The organism is Amycolatopsis sp. WAC 01375 (assembly GCF_003947325.1).
Taxonomy (GTDB): domain Bacteria; phylum Actinomycetota; class Actinomycetes; order Mycobacteriales; family Pseudonocardiaceae; genus Amycolatopsis.
This window is the reverse complement of the sequence record NZ_QHHW01000036.1, coordinates 75,235-100,212: the sequence shown is the minus strand read 5'-3', so window position 1 is coordinate 100,212 and position 24,978 is coordinate 75,235. Positions and strand designations below refer to the sequence as shown.

22 protein-coding genes are annotated in these 24,978 nt (G+C 68.1%); 14 read left to right on the top strand and 8 right to left on the bottom strand.

The window, feature by feature from the left end:
• Window positions 1-4 precede the first annotated feature (4 nt).
• Window positions 5-3,613, bottom strand: a complete 3,609-nt coding sequence (gene metH / locus DL991_RS23305; RefSeq protein WP_125786465.1) for a methionine synthase — start codon at window positions 3,611-3,613, stop codon at window positions 5-7.
• 467 nt (window positions 3,614-4,080) lie between these two features.
• Between metH and DL991_RS23300 the strand changes: the two genes are divergently transcribed.
• Genes DL991_RS23300 through DL991_RS23290 form a run of 3 tightly spaced genes read left to right on the top strand, consistent with a single transcriptional unit; the run spans window position 4,081 to window position 5,890 of the window.
• Window positions 4,081-4,851, top strand: coding sequence for a hypothetical protein (locus DL991_RS23300; protein WP_125786464.1), 771 nt, complete (start codon window positions 4,081-4,083; stop codon window positions 4,849-4,851).
• Between the two features lie 35 nt (window positions 4,852-4,886).
• The gene (locus tag DL991_RS23295; RefSeq protein WP_125786463.1) at window positions 4,887-5,402 is read left to right on the top strand and encodes an HNH/ENDO VII family nuclease; all 516 of its coding nucleotides are present in this window, start codon (window positions 4,887-4,889) and stop codon (window positions 5,400-5,402) included.
• Entirely contained in the window at window positions 5,399-5,890 is a 492-nt protein-coding gene (locus tag DL991_RS23290) for an SMI1/KNR4 family protein (protein ID WP_125786462.1), read from the top strand. The genes DL991_RS23295 and DL991_RS23290 overlap by 4 nt, the downstream gene beginning before the upstream one ends.
• Window positions 5,891-6,017: 127 nt before the next feature.
• Here DL991_RS23290 and DL991_RS23285 read toward each other — a convergent pair whose 3' ends face one another.
• Entirely contained in the window at window positions 6,018-6,689 is a 672-nt protein-coding gene (locus tag DL991_RS23285; RefSeq protein WP_125786461.1) for a peptidylprolyl isomerase, read from the bottom strand.
• 344 nt (window positions 6,690-7,033) lie between these two features.
• On the opposite strand from DL991_RS23285, the gene DL991_RS23280 reads away from it, so the two are divergent.
• A complete protein-coding gene (locus tag DL991_RS23280; protein ID WP_125786460.1) occupies window positions 7,034-7,645 on the top strand; it encodes a hypothetical protein in 612 nt (203 codons plus the stop codon).
• A gap of 12 nt (window positions 7,646-7,657) precedes the next feature.
• Here DL991_RS23280 and DL991_RS23275 read toward each other — a convergent pair whose 3' ends face one another.
• Window positions 7,658-7,927 (bottom strand): DUF2631 domain-containing protein, encoded by a 270-nt coding sequence (locus tag DL991_RS23275; RefSeq protein WP_125786459.1) that lies wholly within the window; start codon window positions 7,925-7,927, stop codon window positions 7,658-7,660.
• 95 nt (window positions 7,928-8,022) lie between these two features.
• Here DL991_RS23275 and dxr point away from each other — a divergent pair, with 95 nt between their 5' ends.
• From dxr to map, 6 genes are all read left to right on the top strand, one after another.
• Complete coding sequence (dxr, locus tag DL991_RS23270; RefSeq protein WP_125786458.1) at window positions 8,023-9,228, top strand: 1-deoxy-D-xylulose-5-phosphate reductoisomerase; 1,206 nt, start codon at window positions 8,023-8,025, stop codon at window positions 9,226-9,228.
• 3 nt (window positions 9,229-9,231) lie between these two features.
• Window positions 9,232-10,467, top strand: a complete 1,236-nt coding sequence (locus DL991_RS23265) for an RIP metalloprotease (RefSeq protein WP_125786457.1) — start codon at window positions 9,232-9,234, stop codon at window positions 10,465-10,467.
• Window positions 10,468-10,585: 118 nt separating this feature from the next.
• On the top strand, window positions 10,586-11,737 hold the full coding sequence (ispG, locus tag DL991_RS23260; RefSeq protein WP_199746421.1) for a flavodoxin-dependent (E)-4-hydroxy-3-methylbut-2-enyl-diphosphate synthase: 1,152 nt from the start codon (window positions 10,586-10,588) through the stop codon (window positions 11,735-11,737).
• 155 nt (window positions 11,738-11,892) lie between these two features.
• Complete coding sequence (locus tag DL991_RS23255; protein ID WP_125786456.1) at window positions 11,893-12,747, top strand: GNAT family N-acetyltransferase; 855 nt, start codon at window positions 11,893-11,895, stop codon at window positions 12,745-12,747.
• Window positions 12,748-12,796: 49 nt separating this feature from the next.
• The gene (locus tag DL991_RS23250) at window positions 12,797-14,602 is read left to right on the top strand and encodes a penicillin-binding transpeptidase domain-containing protein (RefSeq protein WP_125786455.1); all 1,806 of its coding nucleotides are present in this window, start codon (window positions 12,797-12,799) and stop codon (window positions 14,600-14,602) included.
• 23 nt (window positions 14,603-14,625) lie between these two features.
• Complete coding sequence (map, locus tag DL991_RS23245) at window positions 14,626-15,483, top strand: type I methionyl aminopeptidase (RefSeq protein ID WP_125786454.1); 858 nt, start codon at window positions 14,626-14,628, stop codon at window positions 15,481-15,483.
• Window positions 15,484-15,651: 168 nt separating this feature from the next.
• Here map and DL991_RS23240 read toward each other — a convergent pair whose 3' ends face one another.
• The gene (locus DL991_RS23240; RefSeq protein WP_125786453.1) at window positions 15,652-16,341 is read right to left on the bottom strand and encodes a FadR/GntR family transcriptional regulator; all 690 of its coding nucleotides are present in this window, start codon (window positions 16,339-16,341) and stop codon (window positions 15,652-15,654) included.
• Window positions 16,342-16,389: 48 nt separating this feature from the next.
• Between DL991_RS23240 and DL991_RS23235 the strand changes: the two genes are divergently transcribed.
• Both DL991_RS23235 and DL991_RS23230 read left to right on the top strand, forming a co-directional pair.
• A complete protein-coding gene (locus DL991_RS23235) occupies window positions 16,390-17,637 on the top strand; it encodes an MFS transporter (protein WP_125786452.1) in 1,248 nt (415 codons plus the stop codon).
• A 54-nt stretch (window positions 17,638-17,691) separates the two neighbouring features.
• Window positions 17,692-18,204: a hypothetical protein gene (locus DL991_RS23230; protein ID WP_233598949.1), complete on the top strand. Its 513-nt coding sequence runs from the start codon at window positions 17,692-17,694 to the stop codon at window positions 18,202-18,204.
• A 69-nt stretch (window positions 18,205-18,273) separates the two neighbouring features.
• Here the strand turns inward: DL991_RS23230 and DL991_RS23225 are convergent, their stop codons facing one another.
• Together DL991_RS23225 and DL991_RS23220 are read right to left on the bottom strand one after the other, a co-directional pair.
• On the bottom strand, window positions 18,274-19,668 hold the full coding sequence (locus tag DL991_RS23225) for a mycothione reductase (protein WP_125786451.1): 1,395 nt from the start codon (window positions 19,666-19,668) through the stop codon (window positions 18,274-18,276).
• Window positions 19,669-19,742: 74 nt separating this feature from the next.
• A complete protein-coding gene (locus DL991_RS23220; protein WP_233598948.1) occupies window positions 19,743-20,558 on the bottom strand; it encodes a M15 family metallopeptidase in 816 nt (271 codons plus the stop codon).
• 181 nt (window positions 20,559-20,739) lie between these two features.
• Here DL991_RS23220 and DL991_RS23215 point away from each other — a divergent pair, with 181 nt between their 5' ends.
• Together DL991_RS23215 and DL991_RS23210 are read left to right on the top strand one after the other, a co-directional pair.
• Window positions 20,740-21,573, top strand: coding sequence for a trypsin-like serine protease (locus tag DL991_RS23215; protein ID WP_125786450.1), 834 nt, complete (start codon window positions 20,740-20,742; stop codon window positions 21,571-21,573).
• Window positions 21,574-21,606: 33 nt separating this feature from the next.
• Window positions 21,607-22,089, top strand: coding sequence for a GNAT family N-acetyltransferase (locus tag DL991_RS23210; RefSeq protein ID WP_125786449.1), 483 nt, complete (start codon window positions 21,607-21,609; stop codon window positions 22,087-22,089).
• Here the strand turns inward: DL991_RS23210 and DL991_RS23205 are convergent.
• Complete coding sequence (locus DL991_RS23205) at window positions 22,055-23,242, bottom strand: 8-amino-7-oxononanoate synthase (protein ID WP_125786448.1); 1,188 nt, start codon at window positions 23,240-23,242, stop codon at window positions 22,055-22,057. The genes DL991_RS23210 and DL991_RS23205 overlap by 35 nt on opposite strands.
• 139 nt (window positions 23,243-23,381) lie before the next feature.
• A complete protein-coding gene (locus tag DL991_RS23200; protein ID WP_125786447.1) occupies window positions 23,382-24,893 on the bottom strand; it encodes a DEAD/DEAH box helicase in 1,512 nt (503 codons plus the stop codon).
• Window positions 24,894-24,978: the final 85 nt, after the last annotated feature.

Here is a 24,978-nt window from a genome sequence, read left to right as displayed (position 1 = left end):
TGTGTCATTCGGGTTCGTAGGCGAGGTTCGGCCGCAGCCACTGCTCCATAGTGGACAGTTCGAGGCCGCGGCGGGCGGCGTAGTCCTCGACCTGGTCCTTGCCGAGCCGTCCGACGGTGAAGTACCGCGAATCGGGGTGGGCGAAGATCAGCCCGCTGACGCTCGCCGCCGGCATCATCGCGAACGACTCCGTCAGCGCCATGCCGAGCCGGTCCGAGTCGAGCAGGTCGAACAGCTCCTGCTTCTCGCTGTGGTCCGGGCTCGCCGGGTAACCCAGCGCCGGGCGGATGCCGCGGAAGCGTTCGGCGTGCAGGTCTTCCAGCTTCGGATCGGCGTCCGGCTCGAACCAGTCCCGCCGCGCCCGGAGGTGGAGGTACTCGGCGAACGCCTCGGCGAGCCGGTCCGCGAGCGCCTTCACCATGATGGCGCGGTAGTCGTCCTGCTTCGCCTCGAACTCGGCCGCGAAATCCTCGGCACCGAGGATGGTGACCGCGAACCCGCCGAGGTGGTCGCCCGCGCCCGCCGGGGCGATGTAGTCCGCCAGACAGCGGTTGGGCCGCGACAGCGGTTTCTTGGTCTGCTGGCGCAGCATCGGGAACTTGACTCCCGACTCGAGGATGATGTCGTCGCCCTCGGAGTGCGCCGGCCAGAACGCGTACGCGCCCTTCGCCTGGAACCGGTCCTCGGCGATGATCTGGTCCATCAGGGTGTTCGCGTCGTCGAACAGCTCCCGCGCCACCGGGTTGTTCAGGATCGCCGGGTACTTGCCCTTCAGCTCCCATGCCAGGAACAGGAAGGTCCAGTCGATCATCTCGCGCAGCTCGGTGAGCGTCGGCGAGACGTACCGGACACCGGTGAACTCGGGCGTCGGGATGTCGTCGAAGGAGACCTTCTCCGGGTTGGCCCTCGCCTGCTCGACCGTCAGCAACGGCGTCCGCTGCTTGTTCGCGTGCTGCACGCGCAGCGCTTCCTGGTCCTCGCGGTTCTTCTTGTCGAGGATATCGGCGCGGTCCGCGTCGAGCAGGTCGCCGACGACGCCCACGACACGCGAGGCGTCCAGGACGTGCACGGTCGTGTGCTCGTACGCGGGCGCGATGCGGACCGCGGTGTGCTGGCGTGACGTGGTCGCGCCGCCGATCAGCAGGGGCAGCTTCAGCCCGCGCCGCTCCATTTCGGCGGCGACGTTGACCATTTCGTCCAGCGACGGCGTGATCAGGCCGGAGAGCCCGATGGCGTCGGCGCCCTCGGAGACGGCCGTGTCCAGGATGACCGAAGCCGGGACCATCACGCCGAGGTCGATCACCTCGTAGTTGTTGCAGCCGAGGACGACGCCGACGATGTTCTTGCCGATGTCGTGCACGTCGCCCTTGACCGTCGCCAGGACGACCTTTCCGTTGCCCTGGCGGGTTTCGACGCGGCCTTCGAGGCGCGCCTTCTCCTTCTCGGCCTCCATGAACGGTTCGAGGTACGCCACGGACCGCTTCATCACGCGCGCGCTCTTGACCACCTGCGGCAGGAACATCTTCCCGGACCCGAACAGGTCGCCGACGATCTTCATGCCGTCCATCAGCGGGCCTTCGATGACCTCGAGCGGCTTCGGCAGCTTCTGGCGGGCTTCCTCGGTGTCCTCTTCGATGTAGTCGACGATGCCGTGCACCAGCGCGTGGCTGAGGCGCTCCTCGACCGTACCTTCGCGCCAGGACAGGTCGATGACGCGCTGTGTTCCCTTGCCGTTGACCGTTTCCGCGAAGGTGACCAACCTGTCGGTGGCGTCCTCGCGACGGTCGAAGAGCACGTCCTCGACCAGCTCCAGCAGATCCTTGGGGATGTCCTCGTAGACCGCGAGCTGCCCGGCGTTGACGATGCCCATGTCCAGCCCGGCGCGTACCGCGTGCAGCAGGAAGGCCGAGTGCATCGCTTCACGCACGACGTTGTTGCCGCGGAAGGAGAACGACAGGTTCGAGATACCGCCGCTGATGTGCACGCCGGGACAGCGTTCCTTGATCCGCGGCAGCGCGTCGATGAACGCCTTGGCGTACCCGTTGTGCTCCGAGATACCGGTCGCGACCGCGAGTACGTTCGGGTCGAAGATGATGTCCTCGGCGACGAAACCGGCCTTCTGGGTCAGCAGGTCGTAGGCGCGCCCGCAGATCTCGACCTTCCGGTCGGCGGTGTCGGCCTGGCCCTGCTCGTCGAAGGCCATCACGACCACGCCCGCGCCGTAGTCGCGGATGCGCCGGGCCTGCTGCAGGAACTGCTCCTCGCCCTCCTTGAGGCTGATGGAGTTGACGACTCCCTTGCCCTGCACGCATTTCAGCCCGGCCTCGAGCACCGTCCAGCGCGAGCTGTCGATCATGATCGGCAGCCGGGCGACCTCGGGTTCGGTGGCGATGAGGTTCAGGAACGTGGTCATCGCCTTTTCGCTGTCGAGCAGGTCGGCGTCCATGTTGACGTCCAGCAGGTTCGCTCCGCCACGCACCTGCTCCAGCGCGACGTCGACGGCGGCCTGGTGGTCGTCGGCCTCGATCAGCTTGCGGAACTTGGCGGACCCGGTGACGTTGGTCCGCTCGCCGATCATGACGAAACCGGTGTCCTTGCCGATCTCGAACGGCTCCAGCCCGCTGAAGCGGGTGTTCGCCTTCGGCTCCGGCACGGTCCGCGGCGCCATCCCGCGGACGGCGTCGGCGATCTCCTTGATGTGCGCGGGAGTCGTGCCGCAGCAGCCGCCGACGACGTTGACCATCCCGGCCGTGGCGAAGTCGCCGAGCAGCCCGCCGGTCTCCTCGGGCGTCTGGTCGTATCCGCCGAACGCGTTCGGCAGTCCGGCGTTCGGGTGGCAGGCCGTGTAGGTGCCCGCGAGGTGGGAAAGTTCGGCGATGTGCGGGCGCATTTCCTCGGCGCCCAGCGAACAGTTGACGCCGACCAGCAGCGGATCGGCGTGCTCGATGGAACTCCAGAACGCCTCGACCGTCTGCCCCGACAGCGTCCGGCCGCTCAGGTCGACGATCGTCACCGAGATCCACAGCGGCAGCTGCGGCGCGACGTCGCGGGCGGCGGCGATCGCGGCCTTGCAGTTGAGGGTGTCGAAGATCGTCTCGATCAGCAGCAGATCGACGCCGCCTTCGGCGAGCGCTTTGATCTGATCCGCGTACGCGGCGTACACCTCGTCGAAGGTCACCGCGCGGAACGCCGGGTCCTCGACCTTCGGCGACAGCGACAATGTGACGTTCAGCGGCCCGACCGACCCGGCGACGAACTTCCCGCCCGCCGCGTCCGCCGCCTCGCGCGCGATCTGGGCGCCGCGGAGGTTCATCTCGTACGCGAGGTTCTCGAGCCCGTAATCTGCCTGGCCGATGGTGGTGGCGGTGAACGTGTTCGTCGTCGTGATGTCCGCGCCGGCGTCCAGATACTGGCGGTGGATGTCGAGGACGACGTCCGGCCGGGTGAGGTTCAGCAGGTCGGGGTCGCCGGTGATGTCACGAGGATGGTCCTGGAACCGCTCGGTGCGGTAATCCTCTGGCTTGAGGCCGGCGTTCTGGAGCATCGACCCCCACGCGCCGTCGAGCACGACGATGCGCTCATCCAGCAGCTTTCGCAGGGCGGTCGTTTCCATCCAGCGCTCCTCCCATGTCGTGGGAGGCGCCCTTGCTGGTCAAGCTCGGGGCCGAGCGTGGCGGACCCGTGGTCCGTTGCAGCGCCTCTCGACCTTGGCGACCAGAGTACCGGATCCGCTGCCTCGATCGTTACCCGAAGTCGCCGCTCGAGCCCGCGCGGCGAGGTCGGCCACGAGTGCCCTGCTCAGGCGCGTGCACGGCGTGACGGCGGCCACTGTCGACGAGGCGGACGTGTCCACTAGCTGGGACGACGTCCGTCGGATGTGGGCCGGACGGTCCAACTGTAAAAGATTCAGTAACAGGGCCCGGAGTGTGCCGATGTGATCATCGGACGGCTTGCGGGAGGTGAGCCCAGCGGGCAACGGGGGTAGGGCGCTCAGGGGAGGAGACGCTGTCCCGGTCGTTTCGGATCGGACGTATCCGTGTTGCGCAGCCGGTTTACGGCGGCGGTGGTGCTATCGCGCCGGTGTCGCCGAGCCCGCATCTTCCGGCGATCGCCGTCGGCGGGAGCGCTGCCGCGGACAACAACGTCAACAAGATCACCAACGCGGTGACCGGCGATGGTCCGATCGTCCAGAACGTCAACCAGTTGCCACCGTCGGAGCTGGGTGGAGCTAGCTCGTCGAACAACAGCGGCGGTTTCCCATCGATCTCCGACGTACTCGACGTGCTCCTCCCACCCGGGAGCCTAGCCGGGATGATCTGGCAGGTAGTCAAGGCAGACAGTCCTTCCGAGGCCATCCACGGTGTTCTCGATCTCCTTGGCTACATTCCGGTTCTTGGGGAAGCCGCGGACCTCTCGAGCGCTGCGATGTACGCCAACGAAGGTGACAAACTCAATGCAGGAATCTCACTGGGTGCAGCGATTCCTTTCTTTGGCTGGGCAGCAGCTGCATGGAGGTCGGGTAAGCAAGCGGTCAAGGGCGCGGAGAACGTCGCCGAGCGTGCGGCGCATGGCTTCCCGGTCGATCCGCCTTGTGTCGGCAAGAACAGCTTCGTCGCAGGTACCCGCGTTCTCATGGCCGGTGGCCTGACCAAACCGATCGAAGAGGTCGAACTCGGGGACCAGGTCGTCGCGACTGACCCTGAGAGCGGCCGTACTGAGTCGCGCCCGGTCGTGGCAACCATTATTGGCGAGGGGAGAAGAACCTTGTTCGCCTGTCGGTCGGCGCGAATGGTGAAGTCGGTAAGTCCGACGGCATTGTCGGAACCGATAGGCATCCATTCTGGTCAGTAAGTCAATAGCGCTGGGTTGATGCCGCGGAATTGAACGTGGGCGACAGTTTGCGTACCGATGTTGGCGCGAGAACTGCTGAAATCGTCAAGCTTGAAAAGTGGTCGGTGGCGCACCAGTGCGTTTACAATCTGACGATCGATGGCTTGCATACATGTTATGTTGTAACTGCGGGCACGCCTCTTCTTGTTCACAACTCATCTTGTCAGTTCTGGTCTGGGGTGGACTACAATGGTCAGCGCGTCTATCAGCGTGATGATTTGGTCAATCCGGCCTACGTGTCGCCTGTGGACAAGTATGGGCGCACGAACCTCAAGCGAATGCAGCAGGGATTAGCGCCAATGGGGCCAGATGGCAGGCCTTTGAATCTTCATCATGTCATTCAGGCGCAGGACGGCGCCATCGCCGAGGTGACGCATTCGATGCACATCGAGCACTACAACCAGCTGCATTGGAAGGCGGCTACTAAGATCCCCTCTGGCATCGATCGTGATGCCTTCAATGCCTGGAAGAAGCAGTACTGGCAGGATCGAGCGAAGGGGTTCGGTGAATGAGCGCTGTTGAGGCAAGTGAGAGGCTGATTGATCTGGTTCACGCCAACCCGGACCTGGCGAACCACGCTGATGGTTGCGATGAGGTGGCAATAGCGGCTGCGGAACGTGCGCTCGGTATCCCATTTCCTCCCTCTTATCGTCGTTTGATCGAGGAATTTGGCACCTGGGATATTGCCGGAGAAGAGTTTCTCGGCGTTTATCGCACTCCTGCATCGGGGAACGAGCTGCTGGGGTCGGCTGTTGAGACCTTGAGTGCTCGAGATCAGTACGGTATGCCAGCAGATCTTATTGTGGTGATGTTCGACGGTATGGGTGGTTTGGTCGTCCTCGATTCGTCGCAGGTAAGCGAGGTCGCTGAGTTTCCTGTTCGAGTCTGGACTCCCGGGGTTCCTGACCGCGGCAGCATGGAGACTCTTGATGAAAATTTCGGCTCCTTCGCCTTTGAACTCTGTCAGAGGGCAGTGACTCAATGGCGCGAGGGCGGCTAAAGGCGAGCGGTGATCGCTTCGTGAATGGGAGCCGGTCGTGAGCGGAGTTTGGATTCAGGAGTCAAATTGCCGCTCACGACCATAGTGCTTAGCGCTTACAGCTGCTGCTCCACCGGTTTCAGACTTTTCAAAAACCGACGGTCGCCTTCTGGATCTTCACCGGCTTCGCGGGCAGCCCGTCGGCAGGACCGTTCGGATCGGTCGGGATGATGCCGTTCGCCACGATCCGGTCCAGCACCTCCATGCCCCGCACGACCTTGCCCATCACCGAGTAGTTCTTCGGGATGTTCGCGAACGAGTGCACGATGAAGAACTCGCTGCCGTTGGTGCCGGGGCCCTGGTTGCCCATGGCGATGGTGCCGCGCTCGTAGGTCTCGGTGCCGTCGACCTCGTCCGGGAACTTGTAGCCGGGCCCGCCCTTCTCGGCTTCGTAGATGTCGCCGCACTGAAGGACACCGAGGCGCGACGAGTTCGTCAGGCGCCAGCACTGGCTGCGGTCGTAGAAGCGCTGCAGGGCCAGGCTCGCCAGGTTGTGGACGGCGCACGGAGCGGCGCCGGCGCGGTTCAGGCGCACGGTCACCGGGCCGTAGTTGAAGCGGAACGTGACGTCGACGGTGCCGCGGGTCAGCGCGAAGGGGAGCGGGCGCAGCACCGGCCGGGCCGCGGGGTTTTCGGGCGTCGGCGTGAACTCGCAGCGCACGATCGGCGCCGAAGACGCGGGCGCGGCGGTAGCGACACCGGGCAGGAGCACGGCGGCGAGAGCGGAAACGACAGCGGTGACACCCCAGCGCAGCTTCATGAGGGGAAACCTAACTCAAACGGGTGGTCGTCGGGTAGCAGTTCACGCAGGCGCGTTGTCCGGGTGGTCGTGAGTGGCGACCTGGCTGTGGTGATCGCGGGTCGCGAGTCCGTGAAGGCCTCCTTGCCTACCCTGAGGGTAGTGAAGGAGGCCCTCACTACCTCGGTGATCGCCACAACCGCCCCAGGTGTATCAGCAGTCACAGAGGCGGCGCCTGTGGGCCTTCATGTACATCGGGCGGGTGAGAGTGGCGGTGAGTCATCGGTCCGGGTGGTCGTGAGTGGCGATTCGGGTTAGAACACGAATCGCCACTCACGACCACCTGCACCGAACGGTCACCGCACATGCTGAGCTCACTCACCGCCGCGTACCTTGCCGTCTCCCTCACACTGATCCCGCCGACCGAGATCCGGCCTGACCAGGTCGATCATGTCGCCTTGCCGTGCGTCCAGACGGGCGCGTCCACCGACGACGCGGACGCCGCCAAGAGCCTCAACCAGCAACTCGGCACCAAGATGCGCGGCTACATGAACCCGTACAACACGTCGTGCGCCAGAGCGATCGTCGAGACCGTCCAGAGACAGGGGCTCAACGATCGCGCGGCGGCCATCGCGATCGCCACGGTGATCGTCGAGTCGAGCATCGCCAACCTCGACGGCGGCCTCGGCGACTCGGTCGGGCTCTTCCAGCAGCGCGCGAGCTGGGGTTCCTTCCAACAGCGGACCGACCCGGTCTGGGCGACCGGCAGATTCCTCGCCGTGATGCGGCAGTTCTACCCGAACGACACGTGGAACAACGTCGCCATCGGGGACGTCGCGGCGGCGGTCCAGCGGCCGGCCGCGAAGTACCGGCATCGCTACGGGGTCGAGGCGGGCGACGCGGTCAAGATCGTCAACGAGCTGTGGTCCCAGGACGGCAACTGGCCCCCGTCCTCGAAGGAGAGCGGGGGCCGGTGAGCCGTGAAGGAACTACTTGCGCCAGGCCGTGCGCTGCTTCCGGATGTCGAGCACCAGCCCGAACATCATGAACAGCGACAGGCCGATCAGCCACAGGTTCTCGGTCCAGCCGTGGTGGTTGCCGTACAGCATCACCAGCAGGATGATCGCGGTCAGCCAGCCCGCGATCCGCGTCGCCTTCGGGAAGGAACCGTGCCAGCCCCACTCGGCCGACGGCTCGTCGCGGGGGTCAACGGTGTCGACGCCCACCCGGCCGCGCTTTTCGACCGCCTTGCTCGCCACGATCAACTCCTCAAAACCCGATGGTTCGCTTGCCCGCGAATGATCCCACACCTGGCTGCACGCGCCCGACGGGGCCCGCGCGACAATGGCACCCGATGACTACCTCGCGAAGTGTGCTCGTGCTCGGTTCGACCGGATCGGTCGGCGCCCAGGCCCTCGACGTCGCGGCCCGCAACCCGGAGCTGTTCCGGGTCGCCGGGATCGCCGCGGGCGGCTCCGACCCCGCCGCGCTGGCCGCGCAGGCCCTGGCGCACCAGGTCGACGCCGTCGCCGTCAGCAGGCCGACGGCCGTGGAAGACCTGCAGCTCGCGTTGTACGCCGAGGCGCAGAAGCGCGGCTACAACCGTGGCGACTTCAAACTCCCGCGCATCTTCGCCGGAGCCGACGCGGTCGTCGAGATGATCGACGCCACCCCGGTCGACGTCGTGCTCAACGCGCTCCCGGGCTCACAGGGGCTCCCGCCGACCCTGCGCGCGCTCGCCACCGGCGCCACGCTCGCGCTGGCCAACAAGGAATCGCTGATCGCGGGCGGACCGCTCGTGCTGGCGGCGGCCGAACCCGGACAGCTGGTTCCGGTCGATTCCGAGCACTCCGCGATCGCGCAGGCCCTTCGCGCCGGCCGCGAGTCGGAGGTCGCCCGGCTGGTCCTCACCGCCTCGGGCGGCCCGTTCCGCGGCCGAAAACGCGAGGAGTTGGCGGACGTCACAGTCGAGCAGGCGATGGCGCATCCGACCTGGTCGATGGGGCCGCTCATCACGATCAACTCGTCCACTTTGGTCAACAAGGGCCTGGAGCTGATCGAGGCGAAGCTCCTGTTCGACATCGAGACCGACCGCATCGACGTGGTCGTCCACCCGCAGTCGATCATCCACTCGATGGTGACGTTCGTGGACGGCTCGACGATCGCCCAGGCCAGCCCGCCCGACATGCGGCTGCCGATCGCGCTGGCCCTGCACTGGCCGGACCGCGTGCCCGGCGCCGCGGCCGCGTGCGTCTGGGACAAGCCCGCGAGCTGGACTTTCGAGCCGCTGGACAACGACGCGTTCCCCGCCGTCGAGCTCGCGAGGCACGCCGGAGACGCCGGAGGGTGCATCCCGGCGGTGTACAACGCGGCGAACGAGGAACTGGTGGCCGCTTTTCTGGCACAGAACACCGGCTTCACCTCGATTGTGGACACTATTGCCCAGGTGGTGGAAGCCGCCGACGAATGGCGTCGCGAACCTCGCGACGTTGATGACGTACTAGCTGCCGAGCGCTGGGCTCGCGCGCGTGCCGGTGCGCTGATCGGTAAGGGGAAGTAGCGCGTGGTCTTCATTCTCGGGATCGTGCTGTTCGCGCTGGGCATCTGCCTGTCGGTCGCGCTGCACGAGGCCGGTCACATGTGGGCGGCCAAGGCCTTCGGCATGAAGGTCCGGCGCTACTTCATCGGCTTCGGGCCGACGATCTTCTCCTTCCGCCGAGGTGAGACCGAGTACGGCGTGAAGTGGATCCCGCTCGGCGGCTTCTGCGACATCGCGGGCATGACCGCGCTCGACGAGGTCACCCCGGAGGAGTCGAAGCGCGCGATGTGGCGCTTCAAGACCTGGAAGCGCACCGTCGTCATGTCGGCGGGTTCGGCGATGCACTTCATCCTCGGGTTCATCATTCTGTACCTGATGGCCATCACCATGGGCCTGCCGAACCCGGAGGCACAGGCCGCTCCCACCCAGCCGGTGATCAACAGCACTTCCTGTGCCCGGACGGCCACCACCATGGAGCAGCTCAACGACACGACCTGTCCGGCGGACGCGCCCACTCCGGCGAAGACCGCCGGAATCCAGGCCGGTGACAAGATCGTGTCGGTCGCCGGCAAGCCGACGCCGACCTGGACCGACGTGCTCGCGGCCGTCCAGGTCGCCGGTGGCCCGACGCCGTTCGTGGTCGAGCGCGGCGGGCAGCGGCTGAACCTGACCGTCGACGTGCCGCGCGTGCAGCGACTGGTCGCCGACGGCGAGAAGAAGACCACGGTCAAGGACGTCGGCATGATCGGCGCCTCACCGGTACCGAAAACACTGGTGGCGACTTACGGCCCGGTCGACGCGGTCGGGGCGACGGTCAGCTTCACCGGCACGATGTTCTCCGAGACCGCCAAGCGGCTGATCGAGTTCCCGTCGCGGATTCCCGCGGTGGTGGATTCCATCTTCGGCGGTGAGCGCGACCCGAACACCCCGGTCAGCGTGGTCGGCGCCAGCCGGATCGGCGGCGAGGCGGCCGAGCGTGGCCTGTGGGAGATCTTCGTCCTCCTGCTGGCGAGCCTGAACTTCTTCATCGGCGTGTTCAACCTGCTGCCGCTGCTCCCGCTCGACGGCGGGCATATCGCGGTCGTCTGGTACGAGCGGGTGCGGGACTGGATCCGGAAACTGCGCGGCAAGGCGGCGGGCGGTCCGGTCGACTACACGAAGCTGTCGGCGGTCACGATGGTGCTCGTCTTCATCGGCGGCGCGGTGACTCTGCTCACCGTCACCGCCGACATCGTGAACCCGGTCAAGCTGTTTCAGTGACGCGGGAGGACGGTTACGGAGCGCGCTGTCAGCACCGTTGGACTTCTCGGGTAATGCTGCTCACCGTGACGACTGACGTCGTGTATGTCCGCCGATCGGGGTAGGTACGCTTGAAGGCGTGACTGTCGCTCTTGGTATGCCAGCGCTTCCTCCTCCCGTCCTCTCCGAGCGTCGCAAGACCCGACAGTTGCAGGTCGGGTCGGTCGGCGTGGGCAGCGAGCACCCGATTTCGGTGCAGTCGATGACCACCACCCTCACCTCCGACGTCAACGCGACCCTGCAGCAGATCGCCGAGCTGACCGCCGCGGGCTGTGACATCGTGCGCGTCGCGTGCCCGTCCGCGGACGACGCCGAGGCGCTGCCCGCGATCGCGCGGAAGTCGCAGATCCCGGTGATCGCCGACATCCACTTCCAGCCGAAGTACGTCTTCGCCGCGATCGAGGCGGGCTGTGCGGCGGTCCGGGTGAACCCGGGCAACATCCGCAAGTTCGACGACCAGGTCAAGGAGATCGCGCGGGCCGCGAAGGACCACGGCACGCCGATCCGGATCGGCGTCAACGCGGGTTCGCTGGACAAGCGGATCATGGACAAGTACGGCAAGGCGACCCCGGAGGCGCTGGCCGAGTCGGCGCTGTGGGAGGCGTCGCTGTTCGCCGAGCACGACTTCCACGACGTCAAGATCTCCGTGAAGCACAACGACCCGGTGGTCATGGTGCGCGCGTACGAGATCCTCGCCGAGCAGTGCGACTACCCGCTGCACCTCGGCGTGACCGAGGCGGGCCCGGCGTTCCAGGGCACCATCAAGTCGGCTGTGGCGTTCGGCGCGCTGCTTCGGCAGGGCATCGGTGACACCATCCGCGTTTCGCTGTCGGCGCCGCCGGTGGAAGAGGTCAAGGTCGGGATCCAGATCCTGCAGTCGCTGAACCTCAAGGAGCGCAAGCTCGAGATCGTGTCCTGCCCGTCGTGCGGCCGTGCGCAGGTGGACGTGTACACCCTCGCCGAGCAGGTGACCGCCGGGCTGGAGGGCATGGAGATCCCGCTGCGCGTCGCGGTCATGGGCTGCGTCGTCAACGGGCCCGGCGAAGCCCGCGAGGCGGACCTCGGCGTCGCTTCGGGCAACGGCAAGGGCCAGATCTTCGTCAAGGGCGAGGTCATCAAGACCGTGCCCGAGCACGCGATCGTCGAGACGCTGATCGAAGAGGCCATGCGGATCGCCGAGGAGTCGGGCCAGACGATCGGTGAGGGCGAGCCGACCGTCACCGTCGGCTGACTGGTCGAGTCAAGCGCAATGAAAGGCCCCTTCATGGCAAATTTTGCTATGAAGGGGCCTTTCATTGCGCTTGATGGCCCCCACCTGCCCAGGTTCTCTCAGCGTGTCGTGAAGCTTGCGTTCCGTTTATGCCGCCGATCTGGCACCCTGGAGTGGTGTTGCGGCTTGCAGGTGCACGGCTGCTCGATGATCGGGACTATCCCGCGGTCCGTGCCGCGCTCGCGACAGACCCGGTCGGCAGCTGCATGGTCAGTGCCAGGGTGGAGACCGCGGGTCTCGATCCCTGGCGGCTCGGTGGTGAGCTTTGGGCCGCCGATTCCCGTCCGGTCCGGGCGGGCAGGCTCCAGGGGCTGTGCTTCTCCGGGCCGAATCTGATCCCGTTGCGCGGCAACGCCTCCGCTTTGCGTTCCTTCGCCGATCGCGCCCTGCGCCGCCAGCGGAGCTGTTCGTCGCTGGTCGGCCCGGCCGAGCAGGTGCTGGGGCTGTGGGACGAACTCGAGCCGGAATGGGGTCCCGCCCGCGAAGTCCGGCACGACCAGCCGTTGATGGCGCTCGACGGGGTTCCGTCCGTCGCCGCCGATCCGCTGGTCCGCGCGGTGCGCCCGGAGGAGCTCGACAGGTATCTCCCGGCCGCGATCGCCATGTTCGTCGAAGAGGTCGGCGTCGACCCCCGCAACGGTGATGGTGGCGCCGGTTACCGCGCCCGCGTCGCGGAACTGATCGCCGGCGGCCGGGCGTTCGCGCGGTTCGAGGACGGCGAGGTCGTCTTCAAGGCCGAGATCGGCGCGATGTCCTCCACGGTCGGCCAGATCCAGGGGGTCTGGGTGCATCCGGATCGCCGGAGCGGCGGTCTCGGCACGGCAGGGACGGCGTCCGTGGTGAACAGGCTCGTCCGCGGGATGGGCCGAACCGCGAGTCTCTATGTCAACGCCTACAACAGCCCGGCGCTCGCCGCTTACCGGAAGATCGGCTTCCACCAGGTCGGGCAGTACGCGACCGTTCTTTTCTAGGCCGTGTCGCGTCCGGCCGGATCGGGCCGGGGCTGGCAGGATCCGGGGCATGCCAGCAGGTCGTCGTTTCGCCGTCGTCGTGCTCGCGGGGGTGGTGGGCCTCTCGGCCGCCGGGTGTGGACTCTTCGCCGATTCCGGACCCGAAGACGCCGTCACGGGTTTCCTCGGCGGGCTCTCTTCAGGTGACGTCGCCGCCGCGGCCTCCTTCACCGATTCGCCGGACGCTGCCCGCGCAGTACTGGAGATGGCTCGGAAAGCGCTTTCCCCCGAGTCGATCAAGATCGTGGACAAGCAGGTCCGGCATTCGTCCGGGGCGGACAACGGGACGGCGACCTACCAGCTCACCTGGAATCTCCCGCGCGGCCGCGCCTGGACGTACAAGGCCGACGCTCAGGTCCATTCCACCCAAGACGGCTGGAAGGTGCGCTGGCTGCCCACCGCGCTCCACCCGCAACTGGCCGCGCAGCAGAGCATCGCGCTGAAAGCCGACCCGCCGGACCTCGCGCCGGTGCTGGACCGCGACGGGATGCCGTTGCTGCGCCCGCAGACCGTCGTCAGCGTGGTGCTCGACCCGGCGAAGGCGGGAGACCTGGTGGCGGTCTCCGACAAACTCGGCGCGGTGCTCAACCGGTTCGAAGCGTCGGTGACCGGTCAGTCGATCCGCGACGGGGTGAAGACGCTCAAACCCGGCTCCGGCTACCCGGTGGTGAGCCTGCGGGCCGCCGCCTACCAAGAGGTGAAGCCCGAGATCTACGAACTGCCCGGCGTCCGGTTCAGTCAGCAGGAAAGGCTTCTGCCCGACGACAAGAACTTCGGCAAGCAGGTGCTTCCCGCGGTCCGGTCGCTCGTCGAGGACCAGGTGGAGGGCTCGGCGGGCTGGCGCGTGGTCACGCTCGACACGGGCGGCGGCGAGATCATCGACCTGCACTCCGAACACCCCAAACCGGCGCCCGCGGTCGTCAGCACGCTCAGCGTGAAGGCACAGGGTTCGGCGGAACGGGCACTCGCCCCGGTCCCGACGGCCTCCGCGCTGGTCGCGATCCAGCCGTCGACGGGCGAACTGCTGGCGGTGGCGCAGAACGCCCCGGCCGACACCCAGGGCGCGATCGCGCTCACCGGCCGGTTCCCGCCGGGGTCCACGTTCAAGATGGCCACCGCCGTCGCGGCGCTGTCCGCGGGCGCGGTGCGGGCGGACAGCCCCGTCGACTGCCCCGGAACGGCCACCTTCGAGAACCGGACGGTGCCGAACGAGGGCAAGTTCGCCCTCGGCGTCGTCCCGCTGTCCACGGCGTTCGCCAAGTCCTGCAACACGACCTTCGCGAAACTCTCGACCGATCTGCCGCCGGCCGCGCTGACCGACGCCGCGCGAGACCTCGGCGTCGGCGCCGACTTCGTGATCCCCGGCCTGACCACGATCACCGGTTCGGTGCCACCGGCGAACACCGTCGCGCAGCGGGCGGAGAACGGTTTCGGTCAGGGGACCGTCGTGACGAGCCCGTTCGGGCTGGCCGTCGCCACCGCGACGGTCCAGTCCGGGAAGGTGCCGGTGCCGACGCTGGTGCGGGGGATGGCCGCGACGTCGTCCGGGCTCGGCAAACCGATCCGGCCGGAGGTGCTCGACGCGCTGCGCGGGATGATGCGCGAGGTCGTCACCGACGGCACGGCGACACTGCTCAAACCGTTGCCGGACGTGCGGGGCAAGACCGGGACGGCCCAGTTCGGCGACGGGACGCGTTCGCACGGCTGGTTCGTCGGCTACACCGGGGATCTGGCCTTCGCGGTGCTCACCACCGACGCGGGGACGTCCAAACCCGCGGTCGAGGCCGCCCAGCGCTTCCTGGCGGGACTCGGCTAGCCGTCAGGTCGTAGGCTGGGCTCATGTCCGTTCGATCCCCCTTGAAGCCCGGCGTCCAGACGCCGAGGCGAGTCGTCCCCGCCAGCATCGCCCGTCCCGAGTACGTCGACCGGCCGGCGCCGAAACGCGACACGGGCAACGGGGTCCGCACGCCCGAGGTGATCGAGGCGATGCGCGTCGCGAGCCGGATCGCGGCGCAAGCGCTCGAGGAGGGCGGCAAGGCCGTCAAACCCGGCGCGACCACCGACGACATCGACAAGGTGATCCACGAGTTCCTGCTGGACAACCACGCGTACCCGTCGACGCTGGGCTACCGTGCGTTCCCGAAGTCGTGCTGCACCTCGCTCAACGAGGTGATCTGCCACGGCATCCCGGACTCGACGGTGATCGAGGACGGCGACATCTGCAACATCGACGTCACCGCGTTCATCGGCGGCGTCCACGGCGACACGAACGCGACGTTCCTGGCGGGTGACGTCTCGGAGGAGGCGCGGCTGCTGGTCGAGCGCACGCGCGAGGCGACCATGCGCGCCATCAAGGCCGTCCGCCCCGGCAGGCAGCTCAACGTCATCGGCCGCGTCATCGAGGCGTACGCGAAGCGGTTCGGCTACGGCGTCGTCCGCGACTTCACCGGCCACGGCGTCGGCCCGGCGTTCCACACCGCGCCGACCGTCCTGCACTACGAGGAACCGTCGGTCGACACGGTCATCGAGCAGGGCATGACCTTCACGATCGAGCCGATGATCACCCTCGGGACCATCGACTACGACATCTGGGCCGACGACTGGACCGTCACCACCAAGGACAAGAAGTGGACGGCCCAGTTCGAGCACACCCTCGTGGTGACCGAGGACGGCGCTGAAATCCTCACGGTGCCTTAGGTCGCGCGCTGACGGAAACACGCCGAAGGGGCGCCGTATCGTACGCAACTCACGTTGTGTGCGAAGGCGCCCCTTCATCGTGTTTCCGTGGGCCTCCGGCCCAAAAGAGGGCGCGCGACGTGCAGTCTCCGTCGGGCGCGGGGCGCCGTTGGGGAGACTGCACGCCGCTCAGCTCTCGTCCTGCTCCACCCTGGCCAGGAGTTCGTCCAGGAAACCGCACGCCTCGCTGGCGGCCCGGTCCGCGTCGCCGTCGGCGATGGCCTCGGCGAGCCCCTCGTGCCCTATCTCCGGCAGGTACTCGCCTCCCGGCGTCACGTTCGACGTCGCGGCCACGCTGGCCGTTATCACCTCGGTAAGCCCGCGGTACATCTCGGTCAGCAGGGTGTTATGTCCACTTTGGACGACGGCGAAGTGGAATTCCGCGTCGAGGCGGGCGAAATCCTCCCAATGGCCCTGGCGGAGTTCGGCGTTGCGGCGGTCGAGCAGGGAGCGAAGCTCGGCGACTTCCTCGTCGGTCCGTGAGGCGGCCGCGAGCCGGGCTCCCTCGACCTCGAGGATGCGCCGCACCTGCAGTACCTCGCGCAGTTCCGAACCGCACAACCGCCGGATGGCGCCCGAGACCTCGCTCGTCGCCCTCACGTAGGTCCCGTCGCCCTGCCGGACCTCGAGCAGCCCCGTGTGCGCGAGCGCGCGAACGGCCTCGCGGACGGTGTTGCGCCCGACGCCGAGCTGTCCTGCCAGCTCCGGCTCGGTCGGAATCCGCTGACCGATAGGCCATTCTCCCTGCGTGACGGCGTCACGCAGCTGCTCGATGACCTGATCGACCAGGCCGGCACGGCGCGTGGTGGCCAATGGCACAGCGTTGTCCCTTCATCCAATCATCCTATGTATGTGATACTAGCCGACGTGCGTGTCGACTCCCGAGAATCCGTTTCCCCGTTCGATGAAAGTCTTGAACTCGAAGGCTCGATCGAAACGGAGTGGCGGCCGGGGGTGATCACCGGCGGCGTCCTGCTGGGTGTCGCGGTGATCCTGGTGGCCCTCAACCTGCGCCCGGCGATCACCAGCGTCGGCCCGATCCTCGGCGAGATGCGCGACGACCTCGGTGCCACGGCGACCTGGGCCGGCGTGCTCACCACGCTCCCCGGCCTGTGTTTCGCCGCCGCCGGATTCGCCGCGCCCGCGCTGGCCCGCCGGTTCGGCATCGGCGCGGCCATCGCGGCCGCGCTGTCGGTGCTGGGCGTCGGCCTGGTGCTGCGAGTGCTCGACGGACCGTACGTCGTGCTCGGTGGAACGCTGGTCGCCACGGCGGGAATCGCCTTGGCGAACGTGCTGATCCCGGTCGTCATCAAGGACTCCTTCCCGGCGCGTGTTGGCATGATGACCGGCGTGTACACCGCCGCTCTGCAGGGCGGGGGCGCACTGGGGTCCGCGCTCACCCCTCCCTTGGAGAGCGCGTTCGGCGGCTGGCGTCAAGGTCTAGGCGCCTGGTCGGTGCTGGCGGTGCTGGCACTCCTCGTATGGATTCTCGCAGCCCGCGGTGCGGGGCGGGTGCCCGTTCCGGAGGCAGGCAAGCAGGGTAGCGGGCGATCGCTGCTGCGGAGCCCCCTTGCGTGGATGGTCACCCTTTTCTTCGGCACTCAGGCCTTTTTGGCCTACGTCGTGATGGGCTGGCTGCCGGAGGTGATGATCGACGCGGGGGTGAGCAAGGGTGATTCCGGGCTGCTGCTCGGGTTGATCTCGCTCATCGCCGTCCCGATCAGTCTCGTGGTGGCGCCGATGGCCGCACGGCACAAGAGCCAGAGCCCGTGGATCGTCGGGCTGGGTGTCCCCGGCTTCGTCGGCATGGTCGGCATGATGGTCGCGCCCGCCGCCTCGCCCTTGCTGTGGTGCCTCCTCATCGGGCTCGGGATGAGCGTCTTCTCGCTCGCGCTCACGGTGATCGCTTTGCGGGCGCGCTCCGGCGAGGACACCGCGCGGCTGTCGGGGATGGCGCAGGGCATCGGCTACCTGATGGCGGCCGTCGGGCCGTTCCTCTTCGGGCTGCTCCACGATCTCACCCATGCCTGGACCGTGCCCTGGATCATGATGCTCGTGGTCTTCGTCGCGCAGATGACCTTCGGCGCCCTCGCCGGTCGCCGCCGCTTCGTCTGAACGCGTTCAAAAAACTTCTTGACCCCGCCGGGGCGGAGCCATAACCTGAGCGAGTTGAACCTGTTCAAAAACTCGGTTCTGGGGGTCGGCGTGGTGGAGGGAACGGCGTACGGGGCGGCCCTGGCGTGTTTCGCCGCGGTGTGTGTCGCCTTGGCGCCGCAACGGCCCGAAGCGGTGGTCTCGCCGCACGAGTTCTATCGCGCCGTGGACCGGGTGTGCGTGCAGGTGGGGAAGGACAGCAGGGCGGCGATCCAGCGCTACTGGCCGGACCCGGAGGGGGACGTCGCGACAGAGCTGCGCAAGTGGCAGCACTACGTCGCGACGAAGGTGGACGACGCCAAGGACGTCCTCAAGGGGGCGACAGGGGTCCGCGCGGTGCCTGGAGGGGCGGCATCCGCGCGGGAGGACTTCCTGGTGGCGATCCGCCGATACGTCGAGGCGGGGGAGCGGTTCCAGCAGGACGGAGCCCGCTCGCCCGCCTTGATGGGCGCCTCGGACGTCGAGATGAACGCGGTGAGCGCGCTCGCGGCGCGCAACGGGGCCCGCAACTGCGACCGCGTCGTCTGAACACCCGCAATCAGTCACCTACTTGCGGCAGGGAACCTCCGCAAGTAGGTGACTGATTGCGGCGGAAGGTCAGTCCAGCGGAAGGTTCAACAGCGCGTTCTCGACCAGTTCCGGCATCGCCGGGTGGATCCAGTACTGCCCGCGCGCCATGCTCTTCGCGTCCAAGCCGAAGCTCATCGCCTGGATCAGCGGCTGGATCACCGACGACGACTGCGGGCCGATGATGTGCGCGCCGAGCAGCTGCCCGGTGGCCGGGTCGGCGAGCAGCTTCGCGAAGCCGGTGGTGTCTTCCATCGCCCAGCCGTAGGCGATGCCCGCGTAGTCCTGGTGCGACGTCACGTACGAGACGCCGCGCTCACGGGCCTCGCGTTCGGTCAGCCCGACGGACGCGACCTGCGGCGAGGTGAACACCGCGTGCGGGACGAACCGGTGGTCGGCCTCGATTCGCTCGTCCGGGTGCAGCAGGTTGTGCTGCACGACGCGCTGCTCGTGGTTCGCGACGTGCTTCAGCTCGAACACCGACGAGATGTCGCCGAGCGCGTAGATCCCGTCGACCGCGGTCTGCTGGTACTCGTCGACCACGACGTGCCCGCGCTCGCCGGTGGTCACCCCGGTGGCGGCGACGTCGAGGAGGTCGGAGTTCGGCTTCCGGCCGGTGGCGACCAGCAGCACGTCGGCTTCGACGGTCTCGGCGCCTTCCGGGCCTTCGAGGTCCAGAGCGACGCCCGACGCGGTTTTGCGCGCGCGGACGGTCTTCCGGTCGAGCCGGACGTCGAACCGCTGCGCGGCCAGTTCGGTGAACCGGGCGCTGACGTCGTCGTCCTCGGACCGCAGCAGCGCGCCGGACCGGTTGACCAAGGTCACGTTCACCCCGAACGAGGCGAAGACGTGCGCGAACTCGGCGGCGATGTATCCGCCGCCGAGGATCACGATGCTCGACGGCAGCTCGTCGAGCCGCATCACCGTGTCGGAGGTGTGGTAGCCGGTTTCGGCGAGACCGGGGACGTCCGGGATCACCGGGCGCCCGCCGGCGGCGAGCACGAACTTGTCGGCGGTGATCGTTTCCGAGGGGCGGCCGTCGGGGTAGCTGACCCGCAGTTCCTTGTGACCGGTGAAGCGGCCTTCGCCCTCGTACACGGTGACGTTCTTGTTGTCCTCGTGCTCGACGCGGTACTCGCGCCCACCGGCGGCGATCGGGTCGATCCGGCCGAAGATCCGGTCGCGCACGTCGCGCCAGCGGACCCCGGTCAGCTCTTCGTCGACGCCGAACTTCGACGACGAAGCGGGGGTGGCCGCGACATTGGCGGCGTGCACGAACATCTTCGTCGGGATGCAGCCCACGTTCAGGCAGGTGCCACCGAACGTGCCCTTCTCCACGATCGCCGTGTTCCAGTCCGCGAAACGCGGGTCGAGGATCGAGTTGCCCGATCCGGTACCGACGATCACCAGGTCGTAGTGGGGCACGCTGTCTTCCTTTGCGGCGGGAGCGGGTGGTTCCGACTCTAGCCAACTTGTCACGAAGGCCGGTTGTTCCCGGTTCAACGCCCGTCGGCGCTGAAGTGCATCCGGTCCTTCGGCGTCGTCCAAGTGCCGCCCCAGGTCCAGCCGATCGCGGAGAACGCGGCCACGGTCCGGTCGCCGGGGACGATCATCCCGGGCCGAAGCTTCCCTCGGTCGAGGTACGCCGACGCGAGCTCGGGCAGGACGAGATCACCCTTGGTGTACGGGTTGCAGAAGGGGTCGACGTCGATCGCGAGCCCGTAGGCGTGCGAGGACCAGTTCGTCTGGCCGCGTGCCGGGCGGCAGACGAACGCGGTGGTGTTGTTCCCGTCACCCGTCGGTGGAGCGGTGAGTTCGGCGGGCGCGGTCACACGCATCTCCTCGATCGGGAACTTCGCGGCGAACAACTGCCCGAATACGGTGACGACGGCGTTCACCACGGAAGCGTTCACGAGCATTTCCCCGGTGTGCGCGCGACCGTCGAAACCCCAGAACGAGAGCGTGAGATAGCGCAGTTCGCCGGCGGAGACGGGGCAGCCCGCTTGCCAGGTACTGCGCGCGAGCACCTCGGCGGGAACGGGATTCACCGTGTCCGCGAACCGGTTTCCGGCGGGTGGGGGAAGCAGGTCGGTGGTCGGCAGGGAACGGTCGGCCAGCACGGGAGGTGTCGGGAGGACCTGCCCGAAACCGTCACCGCGCAAGGGAAGTGGCGTCGCGCCGACCCGCCAGGCCGGTACGGGTGACGGTGCGGGCGTGCTCGGAGTCGTTGTCGCCGAAGGGGTTTGCGCCGGACCACTGGTGACGACCGGGCTCGAACACGAGAACAGCAGAAGGGCCGTAGCCGCCAGAATCATCGCCGTAGCCCGCACGAGGTCCAGGGTGACAGATGCGTTCGGTGAGCACAGGTCCACCCGTTTCAGTGACACCGCATCGGGCTTTCTCCGATTAGGGTATTCGCGATCGCTCGTGTACGCGCTGGAGTCGAATGACTTCCCAGGGTCTGACCGTACGTACGCCCCGGTGAAGGGACAGAACATGCCCAAGAAGTCACGCCGCACCCTGCTGCTCGCTGTCGGAGCGGTCCTCGCGACGGCCGTGATGGTCCCGATCGCGGTCAACAGCGCGTCGGCGGACGACAGCGCGGTGAGCGGCCCGGACAAGGCCGCGCAGCCGAGGATCGTCGGCGGCGGCAAGGCTTCGGTCTCGCAGTACCCGTACGCGGTGTACCTGGCCGATCGCGGCGGCAACCAGTACTGCGGCGCGGTGATCGTCAGCTCCACGACGGTCGCGACGGCGGCGCACTGCGCGGTCGCGGTCAAGCGTTCCGATGTCCGGGTGGTCGCCGGACGCGAGGACAAGCGCTCACGGGACGGCGTGGAGCTGCGTGTTTCGCGGATCTGGGTCAGCCCCGACTACAGCGGCGATCCGGGCAAGGGCGACGACATCGCGGTGATGACGGTCAGCGGTCAGCTGCCGTACCGGCCCGCGAAGGTCGCGGACAACGGCAACGCCGACCTGTACAGCGAAGGCACGAAGGCGACAGTGCTCGGCTGGGGCAGGGTCGCCGAAGGCGGCGCGCGGTCGCACTATCTGCGCAGCGCCGTCGTCCCGGTGGTCAGCGACAAGACCTGCCGCACCGCGTACTCGGGCTACGACCCGAGCGACATGGTGTGCGCCGGTTACCCCGAAGGCGGGATCGACGCCTGCCAGGGCGATTCGGGCGGACCGCTGATGGTGGGCGACACCCTGATCGGGATCGTGTCGTTCGGCGAAGGCTGCGCGAAGCCGAACAAGCCGGGCGTCTACACCCGTGTCTCGCACTTCGCGAACGAGATCTCGAAGCAGAACAACCGCGGCCTGATCGGCTGATCGGTGCCTTCTTCACGTCCGATGTGCTAACAAGTGGGCGTGAGTACCGACACCCCGATCACCGAGACCACGTCGTTCCCGCTGTCCGTCGCCGGTGACGAGATCACGGCCGCACAGCTGCACGGCATCCTCCGCCTGCGCGTGGACGTGTTCGTCGTCGAGCAGGACTGCGCCTATCACGAGATCGACGGACGCGACCTCCTGCCCGGCACCCGGCACCTCTGGATCGGCGGTTCGGTCGCCGTCGACTCGTATCTGCGCGTGTTGCAGGACGCCGGCGGAACCTTCCGCATCGGCCGGGTGTGCACGGCGGTCCGCTCACGCGGCAAGGGACTCGCGGGACGGCTGATGGAGACCGCGCTCGCGGGGATCGGGGAAGCGCCATGCGTCCTCGACGCGCAGACCTACGCGAAGGACTTCTACGCCAAGTACGGCTTCGTCGTCGAAGGCGACGAGTTCCTGGAAGACGGGATCCCGCACCTCACGATGTGGCGCCGGGAGGCGCAGCGGCTGTGATCACCCCGACCGCGCGGTCCACATCGGCCTCGGTGAGGTCGGCCCGCGCGGTCAGGCGCAGGCGGGAGATGCCGTCGGGCACGGACGGCGGGCGGAAGCAGCCGACCCGCACCCCCTGATCGGCGCACGCGGCCGCCCAGGCGACGGCCGATTCCGGTGACGGCGCCTGCACCGAGATCACCGCGGCGTCCGGGAGGCTGACCCGGAAACCCGCCGATTTCAGTTGCATCGCAAGGTTTCCGGCGGCTTCGGTCACCTTCGTGGCCAGCTCCGGCTCGGCCTTCAACGCGTTGAGCGCGGCCAGCGCGGCGGCGGCGCTGGCGGGCGCGAGGCCGGTGTCGAAGATGAAACTGCGCGCCGTGTCCACCAGATGCTTGATCACGCGACGCGGCCCGAGCACCGCTCCGCCTTGTGCCCCAAGGGATTTCGACAGCGTGATGGTGGTGACGACGTCCGGCGCGCCGGAGAGCCCCGCCGCGTGGACGGCCCCGCGGCCGCCCTCGCCGAGGACGCCGAAACCGTGCGCGTCGTCGATGAGCAGCGAAGCGCCGTGCTCCCGGCAAACACCGGCGAGCTGCTCCAGCGGGGCGATGTCACCGTCGACGGAGAAGACGGAATCGGTGACGACGAGCGCGCGCGGTTTGCGGCGGGTCGCCAGCGCGTGTTTGAAGGCGTTCGGGTCGCTGTGCGCGACGGCGGCGATGTCCGAGCGGGACAGGCGGCAGCCTTCGATCAGCGAGGCGTGGATGTACTTGTCCGTCACGATCGCGGAATCCGCGCCGGACAGGGCCGTGACGGCGCCGAGGTTCGCGGTGAAGCCCGACGAGAAGACCAGCGCCGCCTGCGCGCCGCAGAAGCGGGCGAGGTCCTGCTCGAGTTCGGCGTGGACCTCGGTGGTGCCGGAGACAAGCCGGGAGCCCGTCGCGCCGGCGCCCCAGCGCAGCGCGGCCGCCGCGGCCGCACCGGCGACGCGTTTGTCCCTGGCGAGCCCGAGGTAGTCGTTGCCCGCGAGGTCCAGCTCCGGTTCCTGCGCCTGCCGGATGCGCAACTTGCGCACCAGCCCGGCCTCGGCCCGCTTCTCCGCCTCCACGTCGAGCCAGTCGAAGACCTGGTCGGGCGGGAGGTTCTGGTGAGCGGGGCCGGGAGAAGTCACGTCCCGCAGTCTCCCATCCGCCGTTCGGCGCTGGGCGTGGTGGTCCCCACAGCGAACGCAATGAAGGGGCCTTTCATAGCAAAATTTGCTATGAAAGGCCCCTTCATCTCAAGCTTGAAGCCGGATCAACCGGCTTCGCTCAGCTGTCGTAGCTGCGACGCGGGCGACCGGTGCCCGGACGCTGCGGACGGCCGCTGCCGCCACCGGACTCGCCACGACGCGGGCGGCCGCGGAAGCCGCCACCGCCGGGACGGCCGCCTTCGCGGTGACCGTGACCCTCGCGGGAGCCCTGGTAACCGCCGCGGTCGCCGCCACCGTAGCCGCGGCCACCGCCACGACGCGGGGATTCACGACGACGCTCGATGACCGGCTCGCCGCTGGGCTGCTGCGCACCGGTGATGCGGATGAGCTCGGCGTCGCCGGGGCGGACCGTGGTCTGCTCGGCGCGGACACCGGCGCGGTCGGTCATCCGGCGCACCATGCGGCGCTGGTCGTGGGTGACCAGCGTGACCACGACACCGGACGCCCCGGCGCGCGCGGTGCGGCCGGCGCGGTGCAGGTAGTCCTTGTGGTCGGCGGCCGGGTCGACGTGCAGCACCAGCGAGATGTCGTCGACGTGGATACCGCGCGCGGCGACGTCCGTGGCGACGAGGACCGGGGCGAAGCCTTCCTTGAAGTCCGCGAGGACCCGGTTGCGCTGGCCCTGGGTCTTGCCGCCGTGCAGTGCGGCCGCGTGGACGCCCTTCTCGCGCAGGCGCTCGGTGAGGCGGTCCACGTGGTGCTTGGTGCGGACGAACATGATCGTGCGGCCCTCGCGGGCGCCGATCTCGGTGATGATGTCCTGCTTGTCCTGGTGCGACACCTGGAGCACGTGGTGATCCATGGTGGTGACGCTGGCGGTCGACGGGGCGACCGAGTGCGTGACCGGGTTGGTCAGATACGCGCGGACCAGGCGGTCGACGTCACCGTCGAGGGTGGCGGAGAACAGCAGGCGCTGGCCGTCACGCGGGGTCAGGTCGAGGATCTCGCGGACCTGCGGCATGAAGCCCATGTCGGCCATCTGGTCGGCTTCGTCGAGCGCGATGAAGCTGCAGTCCGACAGCGACGCGGTGCCCTGCCGGACGTGGTCCGACAGCCGGCCGGGGGTGGCGATCAGCAGGTCGACGCCGCGGGAAAGCGCGTCGGCCTGACGGGTGAAGGCCATGCCGCCGACGGCGGTGCGGCACCACAGGCCGAGGGACTTGGCCAGCGGGGTCAGCGAGTCGGCGACCTGCATGGCCAGCTCGCGGGTCGGGACCAGGATCAGCGCACGCGGGTGCTTCGGACGGGCGCGGCCGCCGTTGAGCCGGGTCAGCATCGCGAGGCCGAAGGCCAGGGTCTTGCCGGAACCGGTCTGGGCGCGGCCCAGCACGTCGCGGCCGGCGAGCGCGTCGGGGATGGTCGCCGACTGGATCGGGAACGGGGTGGTGATACCGGCGTCGGCCAGTGCCCGCAGCAGCGGCTCGGGAAGCCCGAGCTCCGCCCAGGTGGTGGCCTGGACACTCTCGACGGCGTCGTTGTGCAGCATCGAGTCACCCGCGGGGCGGGTGCGCGGCTTGCGGTGCTGCCGGGCCGACGGTGAAGAGTGGCCGGAGTTGAACGTGACTGTCACAAATGCCTCTCGGACGTGGCACGTCGCAAGGAGGCCCGGGGCTGCCCGCACGCAGGCAGGCAAGATGGTGTGCACAGATGGGCGT